At 59.4% G+C, this 25,057-nt stretch carries 24 protein-coding genes; 12 read left to right on the top strand and 12 right to left on the bottom strand.

Annotation, left to right across the window (positions count from 1 at the left end; all coding sequences use genetic code 11):
- The first annotated feature begins 52 nt into the window (after positions 1 to 52).
- Positions 53 to 826 carry a tRNA pseudouridine(38-40) synthase TruA gene (truA, locus tag WNY61_RS08760; RefSeq protein ID WP_342851074.1) on the top strand — a complete coding sequence of 258 codons (774 nt, stop codon included), beginning with the start codon at positions 53 to 55 and terminating at the stop codon, positions 824 to 826.
- 74 nt (positions 827 to 900) lie between these two features.
- Here truA and gndA read toward each other — a convergent pair whose 3' ends face one another.
- The gene (gene gndA, locus WNY61_RS08755; RefSeq protein ID WP_342851073.1) at positions 901 to 2,349 is read right to left on the bottom strand and encodes an NADP-dependent phosphogluconate dehydrogenase; all 1,449 of its coding nucleotides are present in this window, start codon (positions 2,347 to 2,349) and stop codon (positions 901 to 903) included.
- A gap of 135 nt (positions 2,350 to 2,484) precedes the next feature.
- Here gndA and WNY61_RS08750 point away from each other — a divergent pair, with 135 nt between their 5' ends.
- Both WNY61_RS08750 and WNY61_RS08745 read left to right on the top strand, forming a co-directional pair.
- Positions 2,485 to 2,946 carry an NUDIX hydrolase gene (locus WNY61_RS08750; protein WP_342851072.1) on the top strand — a complete coding sequence of 154 codons (462 nt, stop codon included), beginning with the start codon at positions 2,485 to 2,487 and terminating at the stop codon, positions 2,944 to 2,946.
- A 165-nt stretch (positions 2,947 to 3,111) separates the two neighbouring features.
- The gene (locus WNY61_RS08745) at positions 3,112 to 4,593 is read left to right on the top strand and encodes an inorganic phosphate transporter (RefSeq protein ID WP_342851071.1); all 1,482 of its coding nucleotides are present in this window, start codon (positions 3,112 to 3,114) and stop codon (positions 4,591 to 4,593) included.
- A gap of 19 nt (positions 4,594 to 4,612) precedes the next feature.
- Here the strand turns inward: WNY61_RS08745 and WNY61_RS08740 are convergent, their stop codons facing one another.
- The 3 genes from WNY61_RS08740 to WNY61_RS08730 form a co-directional block, all read right to left on the bottom strand.
- A complete protein-coding gene (locus tag WNY61_RS08740) occupies positions 4,613 to 5,647 on the bottom strand; it encodes a 2-dehydropantoate 2-reductase (protein WP_342851070.1) in 1,035 nt (344 codons plus the stop codon).
- The gene (gene argF / locus WNY61_RS08735; RefSeq protein ID WP_342851069.1) at positions 5,644 to 6,549 is read right to left on the bottom strand and encodes an ornithine carbamoyltransferase; all 906 of its coding nucleotides are present in this window, start codon (positions 6,547 to 6,549) and stop codon (positions 5,644 to 5,646) included. Before argF ends, WNY61_RS08740 begins: the two co-directional genes overlap by 4 nt.
- Positions 6,550 to 6,621: 72 nt before the next feature.
- A complete protein-coding gene (locus tag WNY61_RS08730; protein ID WP_342851068.1) occupies positions 6,622 to 7,797 on the bottom strand; it encodes an aspartate aminotransferase family protein in 1,176 nt (391 codons plus the stop codon).
- Positions 7,798 to 8,146: 349 nt separating this feature from the next.
- Here WNY61_RS08730 and WNY61_RS08725 point away from each other — a divergent pair, with 349 nt between their 5' ends.
- On the top strand, positions 8,147 to 8,755 hold the full coding sequence (locus WNY61_RS08725; RefSeq protein WP_342851067.1) for a GcrA family cell cycle regulator: 609 nt from the start codon (positions 8,147 to 8,149) through the stop codon (positions 8,753 to 8,755).
- Between the two features lie 76 nt (positions 8,756 to 8,831).
- On the opposite strand, the gene WNY61_RS08720 is transcribed toward WNY61_RS08725, so the two are convergent.
- Both WNY61_RS08720 and WNY61_RS08715 read right to left on the bottom strand, forming a co-directional pair.
- Positions 8,832 to 9,614 carry an SseB family protein gene (locus tag WNY61_RS08720; protein WP_342851112.1) on the bottom strand — a complete coding sequence of 261 codons (783 nt, stop codon included), beginning with the start codon at positions 9,612 to 9,614 and terminating at the stop codon, positions 8,832 to 8,834.
- Positions 9,615 to 9,630: 16 nt separating this feature from the next.
- A complete protein-coding gene (locus WNY61_RS08715) occupies positions 9,631 to 10,230 on the bottom strand; it encodes a uracil-DNA glycosylase family protein (RefSeq protein ID WP_342851066.1) in 600 nt (199 codons plus the stop codon).
- 109 nt (positions 10,231 to 10,339) lie between these two features.
- Here WNY61_RS08715 and WNY61_RS08710 point away from each other — a divergent pair, with 109 nt between their 5' ends.
- Positions 10,340 to 10,681, top strand: a complete 342-nt coding sequence (locus WNY61_RS08710; RefSeq protein ID WP_342851065.1) for a metalloregulator ArsR/SmtB family transcription factor — start codon at positions 10,340 to 10,342, stop codon at positions 10,679 to 10,681.
- On the top strand, positions 10,668 to 11,705 hold the full coding sequence (locus tag WNY61_RS08705) for a permease (RefSeq protein ID WP_342851064.1): 1,038 nt from the start codon (positions 10,668 to 10,670) through the stop codon (positions 11,703 to 11,705). Before WNY61_RS08710 ends, WNY61_RS08705 begins: the two co-directional genes overlap by 14 nt.
- 418 nt (positions 11,706 to 12,123) lie before the next feature.
- Here the strand turns inward: WNY61_RS08705 and WNY61_RS08700 are convergent, their stop codons facing one another.
- The gene (locus tag WNY61_RS08700; RefSeq protein WP_342851063.1) at positions 12,124 to 13,692 is read right to left on the bottom strand and encodes a HAMP domain-containing sensor histidine kinase; all 1,569 of its coding nucleotides are present in this window, start codon (positions 13,690 to 13,692) and stop codon (positions 12,124 to 12,126) included.
- Between the two features lie 88 nt (positions 13,693 to 13,780).
- On the opposite strand from WNY61_RS08700, the gene WNY61_RS08695 reads away from it, so the two are divergent.
- The 5 genes from WNY61_RS08695 to WNY61_RS08675 all read left to right on the top strand — a co-directional run bounded on the left by WNY61_RS08695 (position 13,781) and on the right by WNY61_RS08675 (position 19,591).
- On the top strand, positions 13,781 to 14,620 hold the full coding sequence (locus tag WNY61_RS08695) for an acyl-homoserine-lactone synthase (RefSeq protein WP_342851062.1): 840 nt from the start codon (positions 13,781 to 13,783) through the stop codon (positions 14,618 to 14,620).
- 244 nt (positions 14,621 to 14,864) lie between these two features.
- Complete coding sequence (locus WNY61_RS08690; protein WP_342851061.1) at positions 14,865 to 15,524, top strand: ATP-binding cassette domain-containing protein; 660 nt, start codon at positions 14,865 to 14,867, stop codon at positions 15,522 to 15,524.
- Positions 15,502 to 17,238, top strand: a complete 1,737-nt coding sequence (locus WNY61_RS08685; protein WP_342851060.1) for a capsule biosynthesis protein — start codon at positions 15,502 to 15,504, stop codon at positions 17,236 to 17,238. Before WNY61_RS08690 ends, WNY61_RS08685 begins: the two co-directional genes overlap by 23 nt.
- Positions 17,235 to 18,068, top strand: coding sequence for a 3-deoxy-8-phosphooctulonate synthase (kdsA, locus tag WNY61_RS08680; protein ID WP_007120789.1), 834 nt, complete (start codon positions 17,235 to 17,237; stop codon positions 18,066 to 18,068). The genes WNY61_RS08685 and kdsA overlap by 4 nt, the downstream gene beginning before the upstream one ends.
- A 26-nt stretch (positions 18,069 to 18,094) precedes the next feature.
- Positions 18,095 to 19,591 carry a phosphomannomutase/phosphoglucomutase gene (locus WNY61_RS08675; RefSeq protein ID WP_342851059.1) on the top strand — a complete coding sequence of 499 codons (1,497 nt, stop codon included), beginning with the start codon at positions 18,095 to 18,097 and terminating at the stop codon, positions 19,589 to 19,591.
- 81 nt (positions 19,592 to 19,672) lie between these two features.
- On the opposite strand, the gene WNY61_RS08670 is transcribed toward WNY61_RS08675, so the two are convergent.
- The 5 genes from WNY61_RS08670 to WNY61_RS08650 all read right to left on the bottom strand — a co-directional run bounded on the left by WNY61_RS08670 (position 19,673) and on the right by WNY61_RS08650 (position 24,167).
- On the bottom strand, positions 19,673 to 20,320 hold the full coding sequence (locus tag WNY61_RS08670) for a phosphoribosylanthranilate isomerase (RefSeq protein ID WP_342851058.1): 648 nt from the start codon (positions 20,318 to 20,320) through the stop codon (positions 19,673 to 19,675).
- 9 nt (positions 20,321 to 20,329) lie between these two features.
- Positions 20,330 to 20,680 carry a lipopolysaccharide assembly protein LapA domain-containing protein gene (locus WNY61_RS08665; RefSeq protein ID WP_007120792.1) on the bottom strand — a complete coding sequence of 117 codons (351 nt, stop codon included), beginning with the start codon at positions 20,678 to 20,680 and terminating at the stop codon, positions 20,330 to 20,332.
- Positions 20,680 to 20,964, bottom strand: coding sequence for an integration host factor subunit beta (gene ihfB, locus WNY61_RS08660; RefSeq protein ID WP_007120793.1), 285 nt, complete (start codon positions 20,962 to 20,964; stop codon positions 20,680 to 20,682). The genes WNY61_RS08665 and ihfB overlap by 1 nt, the downstream gene beginning before the upstream one ends.
- Before the next feature lie 285 nt (positions 20,965 to 21,249).
- Positions 21,250 to 23,001 carry a 30S ribosomal protein S1 gene (gene rpsA / locus WNY61_RS08655; protein WP_342851057.1) on the bottom strand — a complete coding sequence of 584 codons (1,752 nt, stop codon included), beginning with the start codon at positions 22,999 to 23,001 and terminating at the stop codon, positions 21,250 to 21,252.
- Positions 23,002 to 23,408: 407 nt separating this feature from the next.
- The gene (locus WNY61_RS08650) at positions 23,409 to 24,167 is read right to left on the bottom strand and encodes a response regulator (protein ID WP_342851056.1); all 759 of its coding nucleotides are present in this window, start codon (positions 24,165 to 24,167) and stop codon (positions 23,409 to 23,411) included.
- Between the two features lie 128 nt (positions 24,168 to 24,295).
- Between WNY61_RS08650 and WNY61_RS08645 the strand changes: the two genes are divergently transcribed.
- Entirely contained in the window at positions 24,296 to 24,997 is a 702-nt protein-coding gene (locus WNY61_RS08645; protein WP_342851055.1) for a tRNA (guanine(46)-N(7))-methyltransferase TrmB, read from the top strand.
- The last annotated feature ends 60 nt before the right edge of the window (positions 24,998 to 25,057 follow it).

The following is a 25,057-nucleotide window of genomic DNA, read 5'->3' as shown; positions in this document are numbered from 1 at the left end:
GGTCGGCAGGCGGGGATTGCCAGAAGCGCCAACCCGCGCTAATCCCGCGTCCATGCCCAGATATGCCTTGAAAATCGAATACCACGGCGCGCCGTTCAATGGGTGGCAGCGTCAGGTTGATCAGCCTACTGTACAAGGGTTCATCGAAGCCGCCTTGGCGCGTTTGCAACCCGGCACACACACCATCGCCGCCGCAGGGCGCACTGACACAGGTGTGCACGGGCTGGGCCAAGTCGCCCATTGCGACATGTCGCGCGAGTGGTCACCGTTTCGGCTCAGCGAGGCGTTGAACTATCATCTCAAACCTCAGCCCATTGCGATCACCGACTGCGTGCTGGCACCTGAGGATTTTCACGCACGGTTCTCGGCACTAGAGCGACGCTATCACTTCCGCATCCTTTCACGCCGCGCCCCTGCGGTACATCAGGCGGGGCTGGTCTGGCAGGTCAAACACCAGCTTGATGTCGAGGCCATGCAGGCAGCCGCGAACCTGCTGGTGGGCAAACATGATTTCACCACCTTCCGCTCGACCATTTGCCAGGCGCAAAGCCCCGTGAAGACGTTGGATCGGCTGGATATCTGCGAGGTCGAGACCGTGGGCGGGACGGAATATCATTTCGATGTGCGCGCACGGTCTTTCCTGCACAATCAGGTGCGGAGTTTTGTTGGCTCTTTGGAGCGCGTCGGAGCCGGGTCTTGGAGCGTAGATGATATGAGCATGGCACTTGCTGCGCGGGATCGGGCCGCCTGTGGGCCAGTTTGTCCGCCTCAAGGACTGTACCTGGCGCATGTAACTTACCCGGTGGACCCGTTTGCCGAAGAATAACGAGGCCCATAGCCTGCCTGCGGGCAGGCGATAGTCTGGCGCCTATGGTTTACCTTCGGAACGGAGCAGCACTTTTACGGCAGAGGGTTCCACGTGCCATGAAATTTACCTTCGCCTTCTGTCCGCTCAAACCCATGCGCGCCAAAAAAATCGCGCTGCGCTTGGATCATGTTCGCCGTGCCACGCGCCCGCCGCATGCTGTCGTACCATGCGAGTGCAGCCGAAAGCGCGGGCAACGCCACCCCTAGCAACGCGCCCGCTGCCACCACACGGCGCAACGCTGGAATGCTTTCCTGCAGCCGTTTGCGCATGGCGGGCGCGAGGATCAGATGCCCGCCGGGTAATTCCCCGCGAAATGCGTCAGCAAATTCATCCAGCAGCGCCGAGCGGATGATGCAGCCCGCGCGCCAAATCTCAGAGATTCTTGCCATGTCGAGCGACCATTCAAACTCTTCCGAAGCCGCGCTTAGGATGCGAAACCCCTGCGCGTGGCCGATGATCCGCCCTGCCAGCAGCGCCATTTCCAAATCATCCGCCTCAGGCAACGGCGCATCTTGCACGCCTTCGGGCAAAAGCGGCTCGGCCATCTCGCGCACCGCCTTCTCGCTCGACCATCCGCGCGCACCGACTGCCGCCTCAATGGTATTGGCCGACTGCCCCATCTTGAGCGCTTCGATCAGCGTCCACCGCCCCGTGCCCTTCTGCCCCGCCTGATCGCGGATCACATCGACCATCGGCGTGCCGGTTTGCGTGTCGACTGACAAAAGCGCCGCGGCGGAGACCTCAATCAGATAAGAACTCAGCGGCCCCTTCTGCCATTCAGCAAAGAGGTTGCCAATCTCAACCGCGCCCTGCCCACCAGCGTCGCGCAGCAGGCCGTAAACTTCGGCAATCATCTGCATGTCGGCGTATTCAATGCCGTTGTGCACCGTCTTAACAAAATGCCCTGCTCCGTCGGGACCAAGATGTGCCACGCAAGGGGAGCCATCGAACCGCGCGGCAATCGCCTCGGCCATCGGCTGGAACTGCCGCCAAGAATGATCGCTGCCCCCAACCATCATAGAGGGGCCGTTGCGCGCGCCAGCCTCACCACCCGAAACGCCCATGCCCACGAAATGCAGCCCCGTACCGTCCAGTTCAGCACTGCGGCGGCGGGTGTCGTGGAAATCTGCGTTGCCGCCGTCGATCAGCGTGTCGCCTTTATCGAGCAGTGGTTTGATCGCCTCAATCATCGCATCGACCGGTGCGCCGGAGGGGATCATGAAGAGGATACTGCGCGGGCGCGCAATGGCGGTGACGAAATCTTCAAGGCTCTCGGCCCCGGTCAGACGCTCGGCCAGTGGCCCGGCTTCTGCCAGAAAGGGCGCGATCCACTCCGCCTCCCGGTTACTGACCGCCACGGTAAAGCCGCTGTCCGCCAAATTCAGCGCCAGCGCCGACCCCATGGTGCCCAGCCCGTAAACCCCGATATCGGCGCCCGTGCTCTGTGCCGCGCCCCCGCTCGCCTGCGTGCCAGTTGCCATATCGATTATGCCTCATCTTTAGCCGGTCATACTGTCAGCCCCCCGATCCGAAGCGCTGCAGTTTGATTTGCGTTTGGGAACACTATATAATGTGCTCATAACAAGAAAAACACCCGACCGAGGCATAGTCCAGTAATGACACACGTATTTAGACGCGCATGGGAGGATATGGTCCTCCCCATTTTTAAACGCCCCCGCCGTGTGCAGGTGGCAGCCCTTTGCTACCGCGCCACTGACGCGGGCAAAAAAGTACTGCTTATCACCAGCCGCGACACGGGCCGTTGGATCTTGCCCAAAGGCTGGCCAATCGACGGGCTGGACGGGGCCGGAGCCGCGCTACAAGAGGCATGGGAAGAGGCCGGGGTGACAAAAGCGGATATCGAATCCGATCCAATGGGCATTTTCGATTATGACAAGGGCCTCGGCGAAGGCTTGACCGTGCCCGTGACCACACAGGTCTATCTGACCCGCGTACGTGACCTGAGCGAAGAATACCCCGAAGCGGGCATGCGCAAGCGCGCTTGGTTCACGCCGCAAGAGGCGTCTGAGCTGGTGGATGAGCCTGATCTTAAAGCGATTTTGGCCGCATTTCATTGACGGATTTTGGCACCGGACCTCTGTTCGGTGCCCATTTAACTCCCCGCTGCCCTCAAAATTCCCCATATCCCGCATGTTACAATTTTGTGACAGGGTGACTTGCGCCCTCGATAGCCTTATGTCACCCCCCGCTGAACATAAGGATCTTTGGGAGATCATCTAGGAATGGCATCGGAACCGCAGGGCAGCCAGTGGAAGACACTGGACAAAGACCTTAACCGTATTTCTCAAGTCGAATTGGCCGCGACCTATGTCGCCCGCCCTCTCGTTGGGCCGGGCATCGCGCTGGCCTTTATCGTGGTGGCCGGGGCTGTCGCGGCGGTTTTCTTTGGGCATCAACCATCAAGCTTCGTCGTTATCGCCGCCGCCGCCTTTGGCGCTTACATGGCGGTCAACATCGGCGCCAATGACGTGGCCAACAATATGGGCCCGGCTGTGGGGGCCAATGCGCTGACCATGGGCGGTGCTATCGTCATCGCGGCCCTGTGCGAATCTGCGGGCGCGCTGCTCGCCGGGGGCGATGTGGTTTCGACCATTTCTAAGGGCATCATTGACCCGGCCAGCGTCGCTGACACGCGGATTTTTATCTGGGCGATGATGGCCGCGCTGATCTCATCGGCGCTTTGGGTGAACCTTGCCACATGGGTCGGCGCGCCGGTTTCAACCACGCATTCGGTCGTGGGCGGCGTCATGGGTGCTGGTATTGCAGCAGCCGGGTTTGGTGTCGTGAACTGGAGCTCCATGAGCCTGATTGCCGCGAGCTGGGTGATCTCGCCCGTGCTGGGCGGTACGGTGGCCGCGATGTTCCTTGCGTTCATCAAAGCCCGCATCATCTACCAAGACGACAAAATCGCTGCTGCGCGTACTTGGGTGCCGGTACTGGTCGGTATCATGGCCGGGGTATTTGCGGCGTATCTGGCGCTGAAGGGTCTGAAAAAGATCATCTCAATCGATATGCCCATGGCGCTGATCATCGGTCTTGTCGTGGGTCTGGTGACCTATGCGATCTCTGCCCCGCTGATCCGCAAAAAGTCCGAAGGGATGGAGAACCGCAACCGCTCGGTCAAAATTCTCTTTGGTCTGCCGCTGGTCCTTTCTGCCGCCCTTCTCAGCTTTGCCCATGGCGCCAATGATGTGGCCAATGCGGTTGGCCCGCTGGCCGCGATTGTTCATGCGACAGAGTTCGGCGGCTTTGAGGATAAAGTCAGCATTCCCACATGGGTGATGATCATCGGCGCCTTCGGCATCTCGTTTGGTCTGTTCCTTTTCGGTCCAAAACTGATCCGCATGGTCGGCAGCCAGATCACCAAGCTGAACCCGATGCGTGCCTATTGCGTGGCGCTCTCGGCGGCGATCACGGTCATTGTCGCCTCTTGGCTAGGCTTGCCCGTGTCGTCGACCCATATCGCCGTGGGCGGGGTCTTTGGCGTGGGGTTTTACCGTGAATGGCATATGGAGCGGCGCTTGCGCCTTATCGGCGGCCAAACCAGCGAAGTGAAACGCATCGCTAAAGAAGAACGCCGCCGCCGCAAGCTGGTGCGTCGTTCGCATTTTATGACCATCGTTGCTGCTTGGGTGATCACCGTGCCTGCCGCGGCGCTGCTGTCGGCGCTGGTCTTTTGGGTGCTTAATACCCTCGTGAGCTGAGGTCAGGCGCTGTTGCGCCTCACCGCTTCTGCTGGTCCTGCCCCGCTGCGATTTCTGCGCGCAGGGCGGTGACCGGCAAATGCGGCAACCCTTCGCCCGCAAGCTCTGCCCAGCCCATCACCCGCAGCACCATATCCGCCACCGGCGTCGCTCGGCCAAGCACCCGCCCGCGCCGCTGTACCTCGCCTTGCAGCGCGTCGATCTCGGTCGGGCGGCGCGCGGCGAGGTCTTGGGCCATTGAGGTCCGCGCCTGTGGGTCGATCTGCAGCATGGCCGAAGCGATGCGCGTGAACAGGGGCGTCGGCAAGCGCAGCAGCGCCGGGAGGAGCCGCGCAGGGATCGGCGTGGTCATGACAGGGCGGATTTTCTCGGCCCGCAGGACGGAAAACGCCTCAGCCCATTGATCGGCCATTAATTGGCGCCATGCCCGGTCACGCAACTGCGTCTGTAATGGCAGCCCACTCAACGCATTCAGCGCGTTGTTGAGATTCATCAGAAACTTGCCCCATTGCAGGGCGGTGATATCCGCGTGCTCAATCACCCGAAGATGGGGCAGCGACAACCGCGCGGCCAGATCCGCCGGGCCGCGCTCAATTACCAGATCACCCGAGCTCGCCCTATGGTAGCACCCCTGCCCCATGGCCACGACGTTAAACGGCACCAGCCCCGCGCGCAGATCATGCTGCGGCAGATGCTGGGCCAAGATCGCGCGGTTGCCCATGCCGTTTTGCAGGCTGATGACCTGCACGCCCTGCGCTGTATAGCGGGCGATAAGCCGGGCCATGTTTTCGGTATCGCGCGACTTGACCGTGACCAGCATGATATCGGCATCGCGCAGACAGGTCTCATCACTCGCTAGGGTCAGTTCATCCGACGACAGGTTGCGGGCCATGCCGCCAAAGTCCGTCAGGGTCAGCCCGTGGGCGCGAATCTCGGCCTGAATGCGGGGCCGGGCCAGCAGGGTTACAGAATGCCCCGCCCCGGCCAACAATCCACCGATGAAACAGCCGATCGCCCCCGCGCCCGCGACAACGATGCGGGGGCCGTCGCTCATGCGCCCAGACACCAGCGCATGACAGCTTTCTGAGCGTGCAGACGGTTTTCGGCCTCATCAAAGATCACCGAATGCGGCCCGTCCATGACCGAGCTTGTCGCCTCATCGTCGCGGTGCGCGGGCAAGCAGTGCATAAAGAGTGCGTCGGGCTTGGCCAGAGACATCAGCGCGTCATTCACCTGATAGCCGCGCAGCTGGTTGTGGCGGCGCTCGCGGGCCGATTGCGGATCATGCATGCTGACCCAAGTGTCGGTGACCACCAAATCAGCGCCCTCCACGGCCTTCTGTGGATCGCGCTCGACCGTATAAAGGCCATCAAGCGCCGCTTCCGGGTCCAGCGTCTCCGGCCCGGTAAAGACCAGCTCGAAGTCGAACTGTTTGGCCGCATGGGCGAGGCTTGCAAAGACGTTGTTACCGTCACCCGACCAGACCACTTTGCGCCCTTTGATCGGGCCGCGGTGTTCTTCGAATGTCTGGATATCGGCCATGATCTGACATGGGTGCGTGCGGTTGGTCAGCCCGTTGATCACTGGCACGGTGGCGTATTCGGCCATCTCGACCAAGGTCTGCTCTTCAAAGGTCCGGATCATGATCATATCGACATAGCGCGACAATACGCGGGCGGTGTCGGCGATGGTCTCGCCGTGGCCCAACTGCATATCCGCGCCCGACAGCAACATGGTCTGCCCGCCCATCTGGCGCACGCCCACGTCAAAAGAGACCCGCGTCCGGGTTGAGGGTTTTTCAAAGATCAGCGCGACCATCTGGTCTTTCAACGGCTGATCATCATCCGGCGCGCCCCGCGGGCGGCCTTGGCGCGCGGCCTTCATGGCGGCGGCATTGTCGATAATCTGCCGCAAATCGGCGGGGTCGGTTTGGTGGATATCTAGGAAATGGTTCATCTGTCGTCTCTGTCTTGCGGGTAACGGGAGCATTTGCCCCGACGCCCGAGGAATGTTTTAGGCGAAAGGCGCTTAGGCCGGGGTCAGTTCACGCGCGATGGCGTCAAGGCGGGTCACGGCCTCGGCAATCTCATCGTCGGAAATGGTCAGCGGCGGCAGCAGGCGGATCACATTGTCGGCGGCGGGCACGGTGATCAACTCGTTGGCATAGCCCGCAGCGACCACATCAGCATTCACCACCTTACACTTCAGCCCCAGCATCAGCCCCGCACCGCGGACCTCTTCAAAGACCTCGGGGTACTCCGCCACCAGCCCTTCAAGGCGCTGACGCATCAGCCCGGCCTTGCGGTTCACTTCGGCCAGAAATGCCTCATCAGCCACCACATCCAGAACTGCGCAGCCGACAGCGCAGCCCAGCGGGTTGCCGCCATAGGTCGACCCATGGGTACCTGCGGTCATCCCCGACGCGGCCTTTTCGGTCGCCAACACAGCACCCAAAGGGAAGCCCCCGCCGATGCCCTTGGCGACCATCATGATGTCGGGTGTTACCCCGGCCCATTCATGGGCAAAAAGCCGCCCTGTCCGGCCAACGCCGCATTGCACCTCGTCCATAATCAAGAGCAGCCCGTGCTGATCACAAAGCGCACGCATCTGCTGCAATTCCGCGTCAGGCACGGCGCGGATACCGCCCTCGCCCTGCACCGGCTCGACCATGATGGCGGCGGTATTGTCGGTGATGGCGGCCTCCAGCGCGTCGCTGTCGCCAAGGTCGAGATGCACAAAACCCGGCAGCAGCGGGCCAAACCCCTTGGTCATCTTCTCAGACCCTGCCGCCGCGATCCCAGCGGAAGAGCGGCCATGAAAGGAGCCGGAGAAGGTGATAATCTCAACCCGTTCTGGCTGACCCGCCTCATAGAAATACTTGCGCGCCATTTTGACGGCCAGCTCACAAGCCTCGGTGCCGGAATTGCAAAAGAACGCCGTGTCGGCAAAGGTTTCAGCAACCAACCGATCCGCCAGCGCCTCTTGCTGCGGGATATGGTAGAGGTTCGACGTATGCCATAGCGCCTGCGCCTGATCGGTCAAAGCCTTCACAAGCGCCGGATGCGCATGACCGAGCGCGTTCACCGCGATCCCCGCACCAAGATCAAGAAAGCGTCGCCCGTCCGCCTCGATCAGCCAAGTGCCTTCGCCTTTGACAAAGGTCAAAGGGGCGCGGTTATAGGTCGGCAGAACGGAAGCGATCATCTGTTTGTCCTTAGGAAGGGGCCATATCACGCCGGTAAAAGGGCATGGGGTTGGCGCCGGGTCAATGGGATTTGGAGGATTTTGAAAGGGTGCAGCAGACATGCTGCGTGATCAGGCCCCACAGGGCCGCGCAGTTATCGGACGGTGCGTCGTCGGATGGAATTTGTGGCGCTTTTGATCATAGGCCTTGCATAGCCGCCCTTCATCCCCCACGTAAAGCCCCAATCGCAGCCTGCCGCCCTTATGGGGATCGGCGCTTGCACCTGCGGCCCCACAAGATAAAATGGGGGCCGATACACTGACAAAGCGGTCCGGGCTATGGGGCCGCTTTTTAACTGGGGAACCCCGTATGTCCTGGACTGATGAGCGCGTAGAAACACTGAAAAAGATGTGGGGCGAAGGCCAGTCCGCCAGCCAGATCGCGAAAGAGCTGGGCGGGGTGACGCGCAACGCGGTGATCGGCAAGGTGCACCGTTTGGGCCTGTCGAACCGCACCGCCGGTGCGCCAGCCGCCGACGCAACGGCCAAGCCGGAGCCGAAAGCCAAGCCCACCGCCCCCAAGGCCGAAGCCAAGCCAAAGCCCGCAGCCAAGCCTGCGCCCGAACCCGAAGCCGCCCCCGCAGCGGAAGCTGAAGAGCCCGCCGCAGCCCCGGCGCCAAGGCCCAACCTGCCCGCGCGCAAACAGATCATCCCAGCGGGCCAGCCCCTTCCGCCGCAGCCGTCGGCCAATGAAATCAGCCCCGAGGCGCTGGCCAAAGTTAGCGAAGTTGAGAAGAAGGCCAAGAAGATCGGCCTGATGGACCTGACAGAGCGGACCTGCAAATGGCCTGTAGGTGACCCCGCGACCGATGATTTCTGGTTCTGCGGTCTGCCTGTGCAGCAGGGCAAACCCTATTGCGAGGCCCATGTAGGTGTGGCCTTCCAGCCGATGAGCGCACGGCGCGACCGCCGCCGCTAAGACCGGCTCAGGGAAATGAAGGAAGGCGGGCGGGCATGATTGCCCTGCCCGCCTTTTTCTTTGACCGGTGAAAAGATCAGCGCAGTTTTGGCGGTTTCGCCGGATCACTGCCCGGTGCCATCCGCGGGGTGTTCTGCAAAGGCTCCATCTGTGGCAAGTCAAAGCGCAGGCCAACGCGGGCCAGTTTCTCGACCACCGCATCCTTGGGGCCGAAAAAACCCACGTCCATAGCGCCCGCTTCGATACCTGAGAAGGTCAACGCCTCGGACGCTGCCCGCACCAGCGCGTCCTGCGCACGAGGAATCGCACCGACGAAGGCCAGCAGATGCCCCCGCCCGCCGCCTGTATATTCGACACCCACAAGAAATGCGCCCGCAGCCATGCCGGTCGCCGTCGCAAGCTTGGCATCAATCGCGGCGATCAGCGTTTCGGGCAGCCCCTGCGGTGGAAACACCCGGTCAATGCCCGCCTCAACTTCGCCGGGCGCATGGGCCAAGGTGCTGCGCAACCAATCCATCGCGTCTGCCGGCAACAGGATTTCCGAAGGCGCTACGCCGATGTTCACCGCCATGCCCAAGGGCTGCCCCGCGAGCATCGTGGCAATCGCCCGGCCCGAAAGCGCCACGTAGGGAGACGCCTCCCCCACATGCGCTGAAAGCCGGGCCGCGCGATCAAAGACCATGACATAGCTCTCGTCCAGTAGCACCGGGCTGATCTGATCGCCCTGCGGCTCATCCTCCAACAGCATAAAGAGTTCGACATCCGCGATCCGCTCGTAAAACCGCAGGCGGGCAGCATCATCGTCGGGAGCGGCCACCATCGCGGCATGGGCTTGGTCCAGCGGGGTCGGCTCAATCAGCCGGGCAGTTTGGGGGTCAGCTTGGGGATCGGTCATTCATCACCTCGGACACGGCGGCGCGCAGACGGGGCAAGACCTCTTCCGCGAACCAGGGATTCTTGTTCAACCATCCGGTATTGCGCCAGGACGGATGAGGCAAGGCAAAGACCCCCGGCGGATGGTCCCGCCAGCCCGCCACGGCCTCGGTCACATTGCGAAATCCGGGCAGGTGATATTTCATCGCATAGGCCCCGATCAGCACCGTCAGGCGCAGGTTGGGCAACATATCCAACACCGGTTCGCGCCATGTCTGCGCACAGATGCGCGGCGGCGGCAGGTCACTACCCTTGGTGTCATAACCGGGAAAACAAAACCCCATCGGCACGATGGCGACGCGGTTGCGGTCATAAAACGTCGCCTCATCCAGCCCCAGCCAATCGCGCAGGCGCGTGCCGGACATATCCCAAAAGGGCTTACCCGCTTCATGCACGCGCTTGCCGGGCGCTTGGCTTGCGATAAGCAGCCGCGCCCCGGGCTTGAACCAAACGATGGGCCGCGGGCGATGCTGCGTCGCCGTCACGGCAAACCGTTCGGCGCAAAGACGGCAGGCCGCCAGATCATTTCGGATATCCTTCATGGTCAGGAGATAGGCAAAAGGTTCAGAAGATAAAGGGGAGCGGCCCCTTACTTCTACATTTATCGAAATAAAACTTGCCTCAAGCCTATATTTCGATAATTCTAGAAACATGAAACATGAATCAGCAACCCCCGCCCTCACCCTCGCAGCCAGCAGCTTTGCAGCACTTGGATCAGAACAACGCCTTTTGGTACTGCGCACGCTGGTGCGCGCCGGATCAGCGGGGCTGAGCATTGGCACGCTGGGCGACCGCACAGGCGTGACCGGCTCAACGTTAACGCACCATCTCAAACTTCTCGCCTCGGCTGGACTGGTAAAACAGGAAAAGCAGGGCCGCAGCACGATCTGCGCAGCCGTCGCTTACGAGGAAGTGCGCGCCTTGGCGAATTTCCTTCTCACCGAATGCTGCGCAGACGCAATCGATGAATGCACGGAGCATGATCATGGCTGAAACCACTCAATCTGTCCCCGCCCTCCATCGGTTGGCGTTTCTGAAAAGCGCTTGGGGCATTATACTGGGCCTTCTAGCCCTCATCGCGCTGCTGGATCCCCCGCAATTTGTACCGACCGTTATCTTCACCGGCCAAGCGCTTTTGGGCACCGCCCCTTTCATCGCCTTCGCTGTGCTAGCGGTCGCCTACCTTAAAGCCAGCGGCGCCGAGAGCCTGCTCGCCCGCGCGTTTGAGGGAAACCCCGCCCGGATGGTCGTCATGGCGGCGACACTTGGCGGGCTATCCCCGTTTTGCAGCTGCGAGGTCATCCCCTTCATCGCCGCCCTGCTCGCCGTGGGTGCACCTTTGGGCGCGGTCATGGCCTTCTGGCTCGCCTCCCCGCTGATGGATCCGGCGATGTTTGCGATCACGTCCGGCACGCTCGGATTCGATTTCGCAGTTGCGAAAACCATCGCCGCGCTCGGCGTTGGAATGTTCGGTGGCTTCACCGTCTTGGCCCTATCACGAACCCCGCTCTTCAACGATCCGCTGCGTGCCCAGCCTGCGAAAAGCAGCTGCTGTTCGTCGGCCAAACCCTTCTCCGGCACGCCGGTTTGGAAGTTCTGGCAAGAGATCGAGCGCCGCGCGAGCTTTAACGACACGGCGTTGAGCAATGCGCTGTTCCTCGTGAAATGGCTCACGCTTGCCTATGTGGTCGAAGCCTTAATGCTGACCTATGTGCCCGCAGAGTGGATCGCCAATATCTTGGGCGGCTCCGGGATCATGCCGATCATCCTTGGCGCTTTGGTCGGCGCCCCCGCCTATCTCAACGGCTATGCCGCTGTGCCACTGATCGACGCGCTGCTGGCCCAAGGCATGACCCAAGGGGCGGCCATGTCCTTTGTCATCGCAGGCGGGGTGAGCTGCATCCCGGCGGCCATCGCGGTCTGGGCACTGGTGAAACCACATGTCTTTGCTGCCTACCTTGCCTTTGCCTTTGTCGGTGCGATCTTTGCCGGCATGGCTTGGCAGTTGGTGGCGTGATGTGATGGATCACAGGCATCCTCGCGTGATCCCTTGGGCGGCGACCCTAGTGTCGCCGCCCAAGGGATCAGCGGGCCCATCCGTGACGCAGGGCACTACGGGATGCTAGCTAACAGCTCGGCATCCAGCGCCAAGTCATCGGCTTTTTCACAGAGATAATCGCCTTAACGTTACTGTGATAATCGCCTTAACGTTACTGTTCGCAGCGCCTCCGGTCGCACGCCGCGCAGCAACTGACCTCTCGTGTTAGCGCAGATCGCTTAAATCACATTGGTCATGAAGAGTTTCCATCTCGTTAAGAAACCCCCACCGTTTTTCGCTGATCCGTCTCACGCCGCGAGATGGATCACTCTGGCGGTAACATTAACAGTAGTGGCCGTGGCCCTCGCTCGCCAATCGCAGATCACGTCGCCGCGCGTTAAGCCGCCGCGCGATCGCCTGTGGCTTTCTCTGCCTCTTCATCGCCAATCGGACCGGCACCGCTGACCATGTCTTTGATATGCATCCCATGCGCCAGTTCGCGACCAGTTCCGTTGCCCAGAGGCATATCGATGTAGAACGTCGTGCCGGGGCCTTCGTTCTTAAAGTAATCGATCTGCCCGCCCAGGGCTTCAATGATCCGCTTTGAGATATTCATCCCCAAACCGGTACCACCAACGGCACGCTGGTCGGACGAATCGATCTGCGAGAACTCGTCAAAGACCTTTTCCCGCTCAGATTCAGCAAGACCAATTCCCTCATCGATTACACTGATGCGCACTTTCTCGTCTTGCTTGACAGACGTGACCTTCACAGTCGATCCCGCAGGCGAAAACTTGGCCGCGTTGGACAAAAGATTGGACATCACTTGCTGCAGGCGCTTTTCGTCAGTGGCGATGCCCGCCGCGTCCGACGGTTTTGCATAGCGCAGCGTGACACCTAGGTTCGACGCAAACGCCTGATTAAGTTCAATTGCGTCTTCAATGATGGTCTGTACTTCAAGCGGTTCGATGTCGAAGCTCACCTTACCTGCCTCAAATTTTTGCAGGTCGAGGATCTCATTGATGATCGATGTGAGCCGCGCCGAATTGCGCTGCGCGATCTTCAGCACCTTTTCCATCTGCGGGGTCATGTCGCCCAAGACCCCCGCGCAAGCCATATCCAGCGACCCCTTGATAGAGGTCATGGGCGTGCGCAGCTCATGGCTGATGGTCGAGACGAATTCAGTTTTTACCTTAAAGGCGATCTTGGTCTTCTCGTGTTCTTCCTTCAGCTCTTCCAACTGCCGGAGGTTGGTGCGGTACATCTTCATAAAGATGCGGGAACAATCGACGATAAAATAGAGCACAAAAACAACGGTGAACAACTGTGTCCATAGCTCGGATTCTATACCCGCCCCCGTGCTCACGATGTCCCAGATGGGGATAAACAGAAAGGTTACACCATAAATCGCCAGTCGCAGCATTAGCACCGGCAGGATGTGGTAATTGTTCATCGACGCGAAAAGGGCCGCTGCAAACAGGAAGAACAGCGGCAAAAAGTGCGTCGTCGCCCCCTGCTGCAAAGCGATACCAAGCGCGAAATAACTGATCACACCCGCACTAAGCGCTGTGCCAAGGTAGATTCGGTTCATAAACACCCGCGCCAAGCGAGGGCTGCGCCCACGCCATCGGGTGATGCGTAGAAACAGAAGGTAATCAAATGTCTCGGAAATTGCGATGAGGACAAGCGTCGAGATCGACAGCCAAAGTTCGTAGTAGAACGCGGACAAGCAAATGGCCGCCGCAAAGATCATCTGCCGCTGCCAAAAAAGGCTGACACCGACTTGAGAATAGTCGCGCATCTGCTGCACCTTCCTGGCATCCGCCAGAAGGGGTGACTGTGTCGGCCCGTATGTTACTTTTTTCTGCGCCATCGCTCTCGTTTTTCTTCGGTCGGCTTCCCGTATCTCGGCATTCTGCCGTTTATTTGCACGTTCAACATGTTGCATTTCGGCACCGCAGTACATGTTAGACGCGATCATCCCCCCTTCTGCACATGGAAATGGGACATAAGTGTGGCCATTTCATGCAACTAGAGGTTAGCGTCCTGATAAGATGCATTTTTACAGCGATTTTTTGAGGCCCAATATGAGTCTGCAAGGACGACACTTTACCGGAAGATCATGGCAAGATGTTCTCCCTGAACTGACACCGCAGGACGCTAAGGCGTTAGAAGTTAAAAACAAACGCTTTCCTCAAAAGCTTATTAACACCAAAGGCGCTGAAGCCGATCCCTACAGCCCAGAGGCCCTCGCCCAGGCCAATCCGTATATGCGCGCGACGACTTTATCGTTTTTAAACATGCATCAGCACGGTGAATTATTTGTAAATTTCCTGCGTGCCCGGCGTCGAATCTTTATCGACGACAAGCAATGGGATCTCCCCCAGGTTGATGGGATGGAATTTGATCAATACGACACGCCGCGCGCGCGGTGGATCGTGCTGCACGAATATGGCGAGGTCATGGGCGGCGTGCGCCTGATGCCAACCACTTCGGTCTGCGCGCAATACAGCTACATGCTGCGGGATGCGCAGTTGGGCATGCTGCCCGATATTCCACAGGACGTGCTGTTCTTCAAAGCACCCGTACGCGACGATATCTGGGAAGCGACCCGCCTTTTCCTCACCAGCGCAGTGCCTGCACAGCGCCGCATTGCCGTACAACGTATGCTGATGAACCAGATGGCCGGCGCCGCCTATGCCATGGGAGCGAGCCATGTTCTGGGCATTGTGCCTGCAACGTTCAGCCGCTGGATGACGCGGCTTGGCCTAATGAGCGCCGTTCCCGTGGGCCCGGTGCAAAACATCGACGGCGACCGTACACAGGCAGCTTTGATGAATGTCAGCTATATCGGCGAGATGACCCCTACTGAAAGCACACATACGCTGCACTGACCTTCAGCGCTGCTGCACAAATCAAATTGCCGTACCCGGCCCTCTCCTCCAGATCACGCCGGGGCGGCCCGATATCATGCCGGGGCGGCATTTTACCCTTTCTTTGACAGCCCCTACCCCTTCCCGGAGGTGGCTCTTGCCTGCATTTCGACATATTGTGGTCAAATTCAGTGAATAGACGGTTAAGATACCTCTGATAAAAGAGGCGCCACGAGGCCGCGCTCAGCACCAACCGGAGCAGGGAATGCTGGAATTTGAAAATGTGTCCAAGTCCTATTGGACGGGATCGCAACATAAGGTTATTCTTGACCGGGTGTCTTTTCGCGTGGAACTTGGCCATTCATTGGGCATTCTGGCCCCGAACGGCACAGGCAAAACGACGCTGATTAACATGATGGCCGGGCTTGAGAAACCTGACGAGGGTGAGATCAGGCGCAGCTGTAACATCTCGTTTCCATTGGGGTTTATGGGCGGCGTGGTCAGTAAAGTCTCTGCTATGGAAAACGCCCGCTATATCGCGCGTCTCTATGGGCTCGACCCTGATTACGTCGAAAGCTTCTGCCGCTGGCTTTGTGGACTGGGCGAATATTTTGACCAGCCCCTTGGCACTTACTCCGCCGGAATGCGGTCCCGGTTCTCTTTTGCGCTGATGTTGGCGCTGGATTTTGATATCTATCTGATTGACGAAGGTATGCCCGGCACGACAGACGTGGAGTTCAACCGAAAAGCGGGTGATATTCTTAAAGAACGGCTGCGGACCACGACGATTATCATCGTTTCACATCAGGCCCATACGCTTGAGAAATTCGCCCGCTCCGCCGCTGTCCTTTTGGACGGTAAACTGCATATGTTCGACACCTTGGAAGAAGCGAAACAGCTCTATGACTACGAAACCCAAGGCTAGAAAATTCCGCATCCGCAAAGCGCCGCCACCTTCGGCGACCAGCGCGCCCACAGGCAATGCCGCAAAGGCACCGATCGCGCAAGCTGATGCCGAGCGGGCAGAACGAACGGCCAAGCTGCGCGCTGTGGCGGACGCGACCGATGTGAAACCTTCCTATAGTAAAGAAGCCCTAGAACATGCTGCCAAATCCGGCAAAGCCGACCAATCAGAGGCCAGCCGCGCGGGAGAGGTATCTTCGGCCAACGAGGTCTCGGCCGAGCAAGACTTGGATGCGATCCGACGAGAGGGCCTGACAGGCCGCCAATTGCGTATGGCGCGCCGCGTGGCACAAAAACATGGGCTTGCCCCCACCTCGGACTTTGATGCGGTACGGTTGCTGCGCGTCAAGGGGATCGACCCGTTCCAGCGCTCTAACATGCTGGAACTCGTGGTGCCGCAATCGGGCGATCAAGACGCTGCCGGATTGCCTGCCACCCGCGGCCAACCGGGGGTCGCGCGTGTGCAGTTGCCGCAGACAACACCAGCAGGCGGTCGCAACCTGCCCTCCACCGACGTCAGCCCTGCCGAGCGTCGCCAGCGCGAGATTTCCGATATTCAGCGCGACATTACCCGCCGCCGCCGTCGCAAAGCGACGATGCTCCTGGTGCGGCTGGCCTTCTTTGTCATGCTACCAACCTTTGCAGCGGGCTATTATTTCTACAAGATCGCCACGCCAATGTATGCAACCGACAGCCAGTTCTTGATCATCCAGAACGAGGGCGGCGGCGGGTCCAGCCCCTTTGGCGGGCTGCTGCCCACGCAATTCGCCAACAGCGCCGACAGCATCGCCACGCAGGCCTATCTGCAGTCCAAGGACGCGATGCTGCGTCTTGACGAAGATGCTGGATTCCGCGCGCATTTCGCCAACCCTGACATTGATCCGATCCAACGGTTAACTGAAAACCCAACCAGTGAAGAGTCTTATAAAACCTATAAAAAGAACGTCAAAATCGGATACGATCCGACCGAAGGCGTAATCCGGATGGAGGTCATTGCTGCCGACCCGCAGCTGTCCGAAGAGTTCTCCAAACGCCTGCTGACCTACGCCGAAGAGCGGGTCAACGATCTCAGCAAACAAAAACGCGAAGACGGCATGCGGGACGCGCTTGCAGGCTATGAAACTGCGTTCCAAAATCGCCGTGATGCGCAAGAGGCGCTGATCACATTGCAGGTTGATAACAACGTCGACCCGGAAGCGATGATCGCCTCAATTCGCACGCAGATCACAAGCTATGAAACGCTCCTGATCGAGAAGGAACTGGAACTCGCCGCCCTGCTCGACAACCAGCGCCCGAACCAAGCCAAAGTCGATGGCGCGCGTGGTGATGTGCGGCGACTGCGTGAACAGTTGACCAAACTGCGCGAACGGATGACCGCTGCCAATGAAGGCGAAAACTCGCTTGCCCAGCAGGCCGTTGCAGCGCAGCTTGCGCAAGCCGATTTGGCCGCTGCCGACATGGTGCTGCAAAGCGCGCAAACCGCAATGGATCAAGCCCGAACAGAGGCCGGGCGGCAGGTGCGTTACCTTACCGTAGCGGTCAATCCTGTGGCCCCGGACGAGGCCACCTACCCTCGCAAGTTCGAAAACACGATATTGGCTTTTCTTATCTTTGCAGGCATCTACCTGATGCTGTCCCTGACGGCGTCCATTCTTAGAGAACAGGTAACTTCATGACCCAGCTGCGCATCGGAAATCTGACTGTCGGCAACGACCGGCCCCTCACCGTGATCGCTGGCCCCTGCCAGTTAGAAAGCGAAGACCACGCGCAGATGATTGCGGGCGTATTGAAGGAAGCCTGCAACGCGGCGGGCGCGCAGTTCATCTTCAAGGCCAGCTATGACAAAGCCAACCGCACTTCCCTGTCAGGTAAACGCGGCTTGGGCATCGAAAAGGGTCTTCAGGTGCTACAATCCGTGGCCCGCGCCAATGATGTGCCGGTGCTGACGGATGTTCATAACGAGGCACAATGCGCGCAGGCCGGTGAAGTCGTCGACGTGCTGCAAATCCCCGCCTTTCTGTGCCGTCAGACGGACATCCTGCTCGCCGCTGGCGAAACCGGTAAGGCCGTCAACGTGAAAAAGGGGCAGTTCCTTGCCCCGTGGGAAATGCAGAACATCGTCGATAAGATCGAAAGCACCGGCAACAAGAACATCCTGCTGACCGAGCGCGGCACGACCTTCGGCTACAATACGTTGGTGGCCGACATGCGCAGCCTGCCGCAAATGGCCCAGACCGGCTACCCCGTGGTGATGGACGCGACACATTCCGTCGCGCAACCAGGCGGCAAGGGCGGATCGTCTGGCGGCCAGCGCGAGTTTGCTCCCGTTATGGCCCGCGCGGCAGCCTCCATCGGCGTCGCGGCGATCTTTATGGAGACACATGAAGACCCTGACCGCGCCCCCAGCGATGGGCCGAATATGATCTACCTTGATCAAATGCCGGGGCTGATTAACTTGCTCATGCAATTTGATGCGCTGGCAAAAAGCCATCCGCTGACATTCTAAATTTATTCAAAAAGCGAGTATTTGACGTGACCAAACCGGCTTCGACCGTAACCCCAAACACTTGGGAATTTCTACGTGATGCGATGATCACCCCCACGGGCTTCCGGGAGTATGACGCGCGGTGGAAGTATCCCGACGACATCAATCTGCCGGGCATCACGGCGCTCGGCCTTGGCCTTGGCACTCAGATGCACGCGCGCGGCATTGAGCCAGTCATCGCGGTAGGCAATGACTACCGCGACTATTCGCTATCGATCAAAAACGCGCTGATGTTGGGCCTAATGCAGGCCGGGATTACGGTTAAAGACATCGGCCCTGCCCTGTCCCCCATGGCCTATTTCGCGCAGTTTCACCTTGATGCGCCCGCAGTGGCGATGGTCACCGCCAGCCACAATCCGAACGGCTGGACCGGCGTTAAAATGGGCTTTGAGCGCCCCCTGACCCACGGGCCCGATGAGATGGCCGAACTGCGTGACATCGTGCTGAATGGCCGAGGCGAAAAGCGTCCGGGCGGCGCTTATGAGTTCATTGAGGGTGTGCGCGAAGCCTATCTCGACGATCTCGGGGGCGACTTCAAAATGACCCGGAAACTCAAAGTGGTTTGCGCGACTGGCAACGGCACTGCCTCGGCCTTCGCACCCGAGCTGTTCCGCCGTTTGGGCGTTGAGGTGGTCGATAGCCACAACGCGCTTGATTACACTTTCCCCCATTACAACCCGAACCCCGAAGCCATGGAAATGCTGCACGACATGGCTGACAGCGTCCGCGCTTCCGGTGCTGATTTCGCGCTTGGCTTCGACGGCGACGGCGACCGCTGCGGCGTGGTGGATGATGAGGGTGAAGAGATTTTTGCCGACAAAATGGGCGTTATCATGGCCCGCGATCTGGCCAGATTGTACCCCAACAGCACCTTCGTCGCGGATGTAAAATCCACCGGCCTCTTCGCCTCTGATCCCGAGTTGCAAAAGCATGGGGCCAAGGCCGACTATTGGAAAACCGGCCACAGCCACATGAAGCGCCGCGTCAAAGAACTTGGCGCGTTGGCAGGATTCGAGAAATCCGGCCACTACTTCCTCGCCGAGCCGATTGGTCGTGGCTATGACTGCGGCATGCGCGTCGCCGTCGAGATCTGCAAGCTGATGGACCGCAATCCCGACAAAAGCATGTCTGATCTGCGCCGCGCCCTGCCCCAGACTTGGGCCACGCCCACCATGTCGCCCTATGCCTCGGACACCGAGAAATACGACATCCTCGACCGTCTGGTGCAAAAGCTGGTCGCGAAAGCCGATGCCGGTGACAAGATCGGCGGTCGCGCGATTGCTGAAGTCATCACTGTCAATGGCGCGCGGGTTATGCTCGACAACGGCGGCTGGGGTCTGGTGCGGGCGTCCTCGAACACGCCGAACCTAGTTGTGGTTTGCGAAAGCCCCGAATCTGAGGCCGAGATGCGCGCGATTTTTGCTGATATCGACGCGGTGATCCGTACTGAGCCAGCGGTTGGCGACTACGACCAGTCGATCTGACCCGCGGGTGAGCTACTCATCAAAACGACGAAGGCCCGGGGCAATGCCACCGGGCCTTTTTGCTATCCTAGGTGTCGGTTCTTACTTGAGCGCGGCTTCGCAGAAAGCACGGATAAGGTTCGCATCCTTCACACCAGGCGCGCATTCCACGCCGGAGGAGACATCCACCTGTCGCGCGCCAGTGAGAGCAATCGCCTCGCCGACGTTGCCCGCATTAAGGCCACCTGCCAGCATCCATGGTTTCGGCCAACGACGGCCGGCAATCAGACGCCAGTCAAAGGCCAGCCCATTGCCGCCTGGCAAGACCGCGTCTTTGGGTGGTTTGGCGTCGACCAATAGCTGGTCGGCCACGTCAACATAGTCGTTCAACGCAATAAGATCATCACGATCCGCCACGCCTACGGCCTTCATGACTGGCAAACCATAGCGTGCTTTGACCTCAGCCACCCGTGCAGGACTTTCGCTTCCGTGAAGCTGTAGCATGTCCAAAAATGGCACCGCAGCAAGCAGCGCGTCCAGCGCCGCATCATCGGCATTAACTGTCAGCGCAACCTTGCAAATGCCATCGGGTGCCGCCTCGGTCATATGGGCCGCTGCTTCCAGCGAAAGGTGGCGTGGAGATTTCTCGAAAAACACAAATCCCAGCGTCCGTGCACCCGCCAACAAAGCAGCAGGCACATCGGCAGGATCGGTCAAACCGCAAATTTTTACGTTGATATTCTCAGGCATAGAAAAGGCTTAACCCGCTTCATCCAACAGCGCCAGAACCTCATCCTTGCCCTGATGTTTTTCTTCTTTCAGGCGGATCACTTCGCGCTCCAACCGGCGGCGCTCACGCGCCTGACGCGCAGCCTCTGCGCGATGGCCATGTTCGCGGATCCACTCCCAAACAAAGCCCACAAGAAGCCCGACAATGATGCTGCCTAAAATGACAATAAACAGCGGCAATTGGATGGACGGGTTCACCGCAAACCAGCCGGAAATCTCGACCGGCAAGACCTGCAAGGTCACAATATTACGGTTCGCCAGAGCAACAGAAACCAAGGCCACCGCAAATAGCGCGATGCAGGCATAACGAATATAACGCATCAGCTTTTCCCGTTCAGCCGGTCGCGCAGCAGCTTGCCAGTTTTAAAGAACGGCACATGCTTTTCGTCTACATTCACGGTCTCGCCGGTGCGCGGGTTGCGCCCCACACGGGCGTCACGCTTTTTCACCGAAAAAGCGCCAAAGCCGCGAAGTTCTACGCGGTCCCCACGTGACATGGCACCTGTAATCTCATCGAAAACGGTGTTTACGATCCGCTCAACATCACGTTGATAAAGATGCGGATTGTCGTCAGCGATCTTTTGGATCAATTCCGACCGGATCATGGCACGTCCCCCGAGAGTTTGTTGATGTCTTAACCGACTATAGGAAATAACGCTTCACTCGGGAAGGTGTTCCGCCCGTTCGGCGGTAGATTTTTTTGGGCGAAACCCCTGTTATTTCGGCTTTTTTCCGCCACCTTGCCGGACGTCGTGCTGCAAAAAGCAGCAGTTCCGCCACCCATACCCTCAAAGTCACCCCGATTCGAGCAAGCTCGATGAACAGCAAAAGGCCCCGCATGTTGCCATGCGGGGCCTTCGCTAACGTCACACATTCAACGTGGAATGTGCTTACTCGTCGTCGCCTTTCAGCGCCGCACCAAGGATGTCGCCCAAGCTCGCGCCGGAGTCGGAGGAACCGTACTGCTGTACCGCCTCTTTCTCTTCTGCAATCTCGCGCGCCTTGATGGAGACGCCCAGACGGTGTGCTTTCGCGTCGACGTTGGTGATACGCACGTCAACCTTGTCACCGACCGAGAAACGCTCAGGGCGCTGTTCGGCACGGTCACGGCTGAGGTCGGAACGACGGATGAAGCTCTTCATGCCTTCGTATTCGACTTCGATGCCACCTTCTTCGATAGAGGTCACGTTTACAGTCACGATCGAGCCGCGCTTCACGCCACCAACGGCTTCAGCGAACTTGTCACCGCCAACGTTCTTGATCGAGAGCGAGATACGCTCTTTCTCAACGTCGACTTCGGAGACAACGGCCTGAACCACATCACCTTTGCGGTAGTCCTGGATCGCCTCTTCGCCGCGCTGGTCCCAGCTGAGGTCGGAGAGGTGAACCATACCGTCGATGTCGCCTGGCAGGCCAACGAACAGACCGAATTCGGTGATGTTCTTGACTTCGCCTTCGACTTCGGTGCCCTCGGGGTGTGTTTCAGCGAACACTTCCCATGGGTTGCGCATGGTCTGCTTGAGACCAAGGGAAACACGGCGCTTGGCACCGTCGATTTCCAGCACCATGACTTCGACTTCTTGCGAAGTGGACACGATCTTGCCGGGGTGCACGTTCTTTTTGGTCCAAGACATTTCGGACACGTGAACGAGACCTTCGACACCCGGCTCCAGCTCGACGAATGCGCCGTAGTCGGTGATGTTGGTCACGCGGCCAGTGTGCACCGACTCGAGCGGGTACTTGGCGCCAACCAGATCCCATGGATCTTCCTGCAGCTGCTTCATGCCGAGGCTGATACGGTGGGTTTCTTTGTTGATCTTGATGACCTGAACCTTGATGGTCTCGCCAATCGCCAGGATCTCGGACGGGTGGTTAACCCGGCGCCATGCCATGTCGGTGACGTGCAGCAAGCCGTCAACACCGCCAAGATCAACGAACGCGCCGTATTCGGTGATGTTCTTGACCACACCATCGACGGTCTGACCTTCGGTCAGGTTGCCAATGACTTCGGCGCGCTGTTCGGCACGGGACTCTTCGAGGATCGCACGGCGCGATACCACGATGTTGCCACGACGGCGGTCCATCTTGAGGATCTGGAACGGCTGCTTGAGACCCATGAGCGGGCCCGCGTCGCGCACGGGGCGGACGTCAACCTGGCTGCCGGGCAGGAACGCAACTGCGCCGCCGAGATCGACGGTGAAGCCACCTTTGACACGGCCAAAGATCGCGCCTTCGACACGCTCTTCTGCGGCATAGGCTTTTTCCAGACGATCCCAGGCTTCCTCACGGCGGGCCATTTCGCGGCTGATGACAGCTTCGCCACGCGCGTTTTCGACTTGGCGAAGGAAAACTTCGACTTCGTCGCCAACTTCGATTTTGGGGGATTCGCCGGGATCAGCAAATTCTTTCAGATCAACGCGGCCTTCCATTTTGTAGCCGACGTCGATGATGGCCTGGCCCGCTTCGACAGCGATCACCTTGCCTTTAACGACTGTACCCTCTTCGGGTGTGTCCATCTCGAAGCTTTCGTTCAGAAGCGCTTCGAATTCGTCCATTGCTTTAGTCATGTAGCTTTTCGTTTCCTTATCAAATGTTTCTGGCCGCGCGGTTGTCTCCGCCGGTCTGGAGTTGCAATTGGTCATCGAGGTGGCACTGTGCTGATCATGCCGGAGGAACTCCGAAACAAAGGCACAGCGGTGAACCCGCAGTCGAACGCAAACAAAAGAGGGCCGGTTGAAACCGACCCTGCCCGTTATATCGCGTCCGAAGCTGTAACCGCCCCTTAGACAAGGCGCGTATAGGGGAAATTTTGCGCTCCTGCAAGGGCCATGGGTGCTCATGGCGGGTGATTTGCAGGGGTTTGCCGGAGGTGGCGTATGGGATTACGTTTGCAACCAAGGGGCTGCAAGAAGCGTCTCCCCAAAGCGCAGATCGAGTGTGGTTTTTTCCTTCGTTGCCGCTGTTTGCCCCTTTAGCAGGGCATCAAGGGCTTTACAAAACCGCCCCCGTTGAAAAACGCCCATGGCAAATAGCCCCGCAAAACAACTTCCTATCCAAGGCCCCCACCCCACCCGGCGCCCAGTCCCGGCGTCGGCTTTGGCGGATCGCTAAGATCCCCATCAGCAAGCTCACTGCCTTGAAAGCTCGCCAAATCCTCAACAAACTCCCACAGCCGCAAAAATGTATAGTCAACCTTGGCGAGCTCTTCCTCTATTAACGCGGGATTAGATCGATCGAGCGCGCGCAGGTCGCGCATCATGTCGCTGACCATCGGCTTGATCTCCTGCGCGCATTCTTTGGTGAATCGCCGCAGGACGCTTTGAACCTCAGTCCGTTTCTGCTCCTGCGTGGCGACACCCAATTGTAGAGCCGACTTTTGCAGCGCGTTGAAGGCAGAGCGCCGCAGGGTGCTTTGCGAAAGTTCATCCTTGGCGATGTAGTCGCTACAGCCGCCGCGCAAAGCCCCAATCGCCACGTCGGTCTGATCCGTTCCCGTGACCATCACTGTCGCCACATTGCCGTTCCGCGCATGATCCCTGATGAGCTGTAGCCCGCGTAAGCCATCCCCGTCCGGCAGGTTGTAATCCAGCAGGATCAGGTCAAATTCGCCCTCGTCCAACTGCTGGGCAAGTGCGGCAAGGCTCTCCGCCTCTGCTAGCCGCGTGGGAAAATCGAGGCCCCCGCATAGTCGTTTGATCCGCATTCGGTCAAACCGCTGGTCATCTACGATCAAGATACGCGCCGCTGCGCCCGGTTCAGCCGCGCCGCCTGCCCGACCCCCGCCCGTCTCTTGCTTGGCCACGCCCATCTGCCGTCCCCCTGCTTTGCCCCGCCATCTACGCCCATGGAGCCTAACAAATGTTTAACTTCGCCAAATCGTCGCCCCCAAGCAGAGGATTGTTGCGAAGGACCAGCGGGGCCGCTACATGAGCCGCCATGAGTGAAACAGCACGCCCCCGCCGCAACTTCTATGGCCGCCTCAAAGGCAAATCCCTAAAGAAGTCGCAAAAGACCTATATCGATGAGGATCTCGACGCATTGTCGCCGGGGGCCGTTGATTGGGAGAGCAATCCCGACCGCACACCGCTGGACCTCGACACGCTCTTTGGTGGGCGCAAGGTCTGGCTGGAAATCGGCTTTGGCGGTGGTGAGCATCTCGTGCATCAGGCGGGGCAGAACCCGGATGTCGGCATCATCGGCTGCGAGCCTTACATCAACGGCGTCGCCATGCTGCTGGGCAAAATCCGGCGGGCGGGCGTGGATAACCTCGCGATCCATCCCGGTGACGTGCGCGATATGTTCGACGTGCTGCCCGAAGCCTCGATCGACCGGGCGTTTTTGCTTTATCCCGACCCTTGGCCGAAAACACGCCACCACCGCCGCCGCTTCGTCACGCCCGAGCATCTAGAGCCGCTGGCACGCGTGCTCAAACCCGGTGCGATCTTCCGCGTGGCGACCGATATCGAAGACTACGTGCGCCAGACCCTCGAACAGGTGCCGCAGCACGGGTTTGATTGGCTGGCCGAAGGGCCGGAGGACTGGCGCGCGCCTTGGGACGATTGGATTTCGACCCGCTATGAGCAAAAAGCTCTGCGCGAGGGGCGCACCCCACATTACCTGACCTTCCGCAAACGCTGAGCCCGAGCGCCTGATACCACCCTGATTACAATCCATTGCACGCGCGGCGATGGACGCTGC

The organism is Sulfitobacter sp. AS92 (genome assembly GCF_038900015.1).
In the GTDB taxonomy this organism is placed as follows: domain Bacteria; phylum Pseudomonadota; class Alphaproteobacteria; order Rhodobacterales; family Rhodobacteraceae; genus Sulfitobacter.
The sequence above is the reverse complement of the archived record's forward strand: the minus strand, read 5'-3'. Positions and strand labels throughout refer to the sequence as shown.

Excerpts from the sequence above, each read along its gene's own strand:
- gndA (WP_342851073.1), bottom strand. The coding sequence starts at position 2,349 with ATGGCAACTGGCACGCAGGCGAGCGGGGGCGCGGCACAGAGCACGGGC.
- WNY61_RS08685 (WP_342851060.1), top strand. The coding sequence starts at position 15,502 with ATGACTACGAAACCCAAGGCTAGAAAATTCCGCATCCGCAAAGCGCCG.
- rpsA (WP_342851057.1), bottom strand. The coding sequence starts at position 23,001 with ATGACCAATTGCAACTCCAGACCGGCGGAGACAACCGCGCGGCCAGAA.
- WNY61_RS08710 (WP_342851065.1), top strand. The coding sequence starts at position 10,340 with ATGAAACATGAATCAGCAACCCCCGCCCTCACCCTCGCAGCCAGCAGC.
- WNY61_RS08730 (WP_342851068.1), bottom strand. The coding sequence starts at position 7,797 with ATGATCGCTTCCGTTCTGCCGACCTATAACCGCGCCCCTTTGACCTTT.
- WNY61_RS08705 (WP_342851064.1), top strand. The coding sequence starts at position 10,668 with ATGATCATGGCTGAAACCACTCAATCTGTCCCCGCCCTCCATCGGTTG.
- WNY61_RS08745 (WP_342851071.1), top strand. The coding sequence starts at position 3,112 with ATGGCATCGGAACCGCAGGGCAGCCAGTGGAAGACACTGGACAAAGAC.
- WNY61_RS08725 (WP_342851067.1), top strand. The coding sequence starts at position 8,147 with ATGTCCTGGACTGATGAGCGCGTAGAAACACTGAAAAAGATGTGGGGC.
- WNY61_RS08715 (WP_342851066.1), bottom strand. The coding sequence starts at position 10,230 with ATGAAGGATATCCGAAATGATCTGGCGGCCTGCCGTCTTTGCGCCGAA.
- WNY61_RS08750 (WP_342851072.1), top strand. The coding sequence starts at position 2,485 with ATGACACACGTATTTAGACGCGCATGGGAGGATATGGTCCTCCCCATT.
- ihfB (WP_007120793.1), bottom strand. The coding sequence starts at position 20,964 with ATGATCCGGTCGGAATTGATCCAAAAGATCGCTGACGACAATCCGCAT.
- WNY61_RS08695 (WP_342851062.1), top strand. The coding sequence starts at position 13,781 with ATGCATTTTTACAGCGATTTTTTGAGGCCCAATATGAGTCTGCAAGGA.
- truA (WP_342851074.1), top strand. The coding sequence starts at position 53 with ATGCCCAGATATGCCTTGAAAATCGAATACCACGGCGCGCCGTTCAAT.
- WNY61_RS08645 (WP_342851055.1), top strand. The coding sequence starts at position 24,296 with ATGAGTGAAACAGCACGCCCCCGCCGCAACTTCTATGGCCGCCTCAAA.
- WNY61_RS08670 (WP_342851058.1), bottom strand. The coding sequence starts at position 20,320 with ATGCCTGAGAATATCAACGTAAAAATTTGCGGTTTGACCGATCCTGCC.
- WNY61_RS08650 (WP_342851056.1), bottom strand. The coding sequence starts at position 24,167 with ATGGGCGTGGCCAAGCAAGAGACGGGCGGGGGTCGGGCAGGCGGCGCG.
- argF (WP_342851069.1), bottom strand. The coding sequence starts at position 6,549 with ATGAACCATTTCCTAGATATCCACCAAACCGACCCCGCCGATTTGCGG.
- WNY61_RS08690 (WP_342851061.1), top strand. The coding sequence starts at position 14,865 with ATGCTGGAATTTGAAAATGTGTCCAAGTCCTATTGGACGGGATCGCAA.
- WNY61_RS08740 (WP_342851070.1), bottom strand. The coding sequence starts at position 5,647 with ATGAGCGACGGCCCCCGCATCGTTGTCGCGGGCGCGGGGGCGATCGGC.
- WNY61_RS08665 (WP_007120792.1), bottom strand. The coding sequence starts at position 20,680 with ATGCGTTATATTCGTTATGCCTGCATCGCGCTATTTGCGGTGGCCTTG.
- kdsA (WP_007120789.1), top strand. The coding sequence starts at position 17,235 with ATGACCCAGCTGCGCATCGGAAATCTGACTGTCGGCAACGACCGGCCC.
- WNY61_RS08700 (WP_342851063.1), bottom strand. The coding sequence starts at position 13,692 with ATGTACTGCGGTGCCGAAATGCAACATGTTGAACGTGCAAATAAACGG.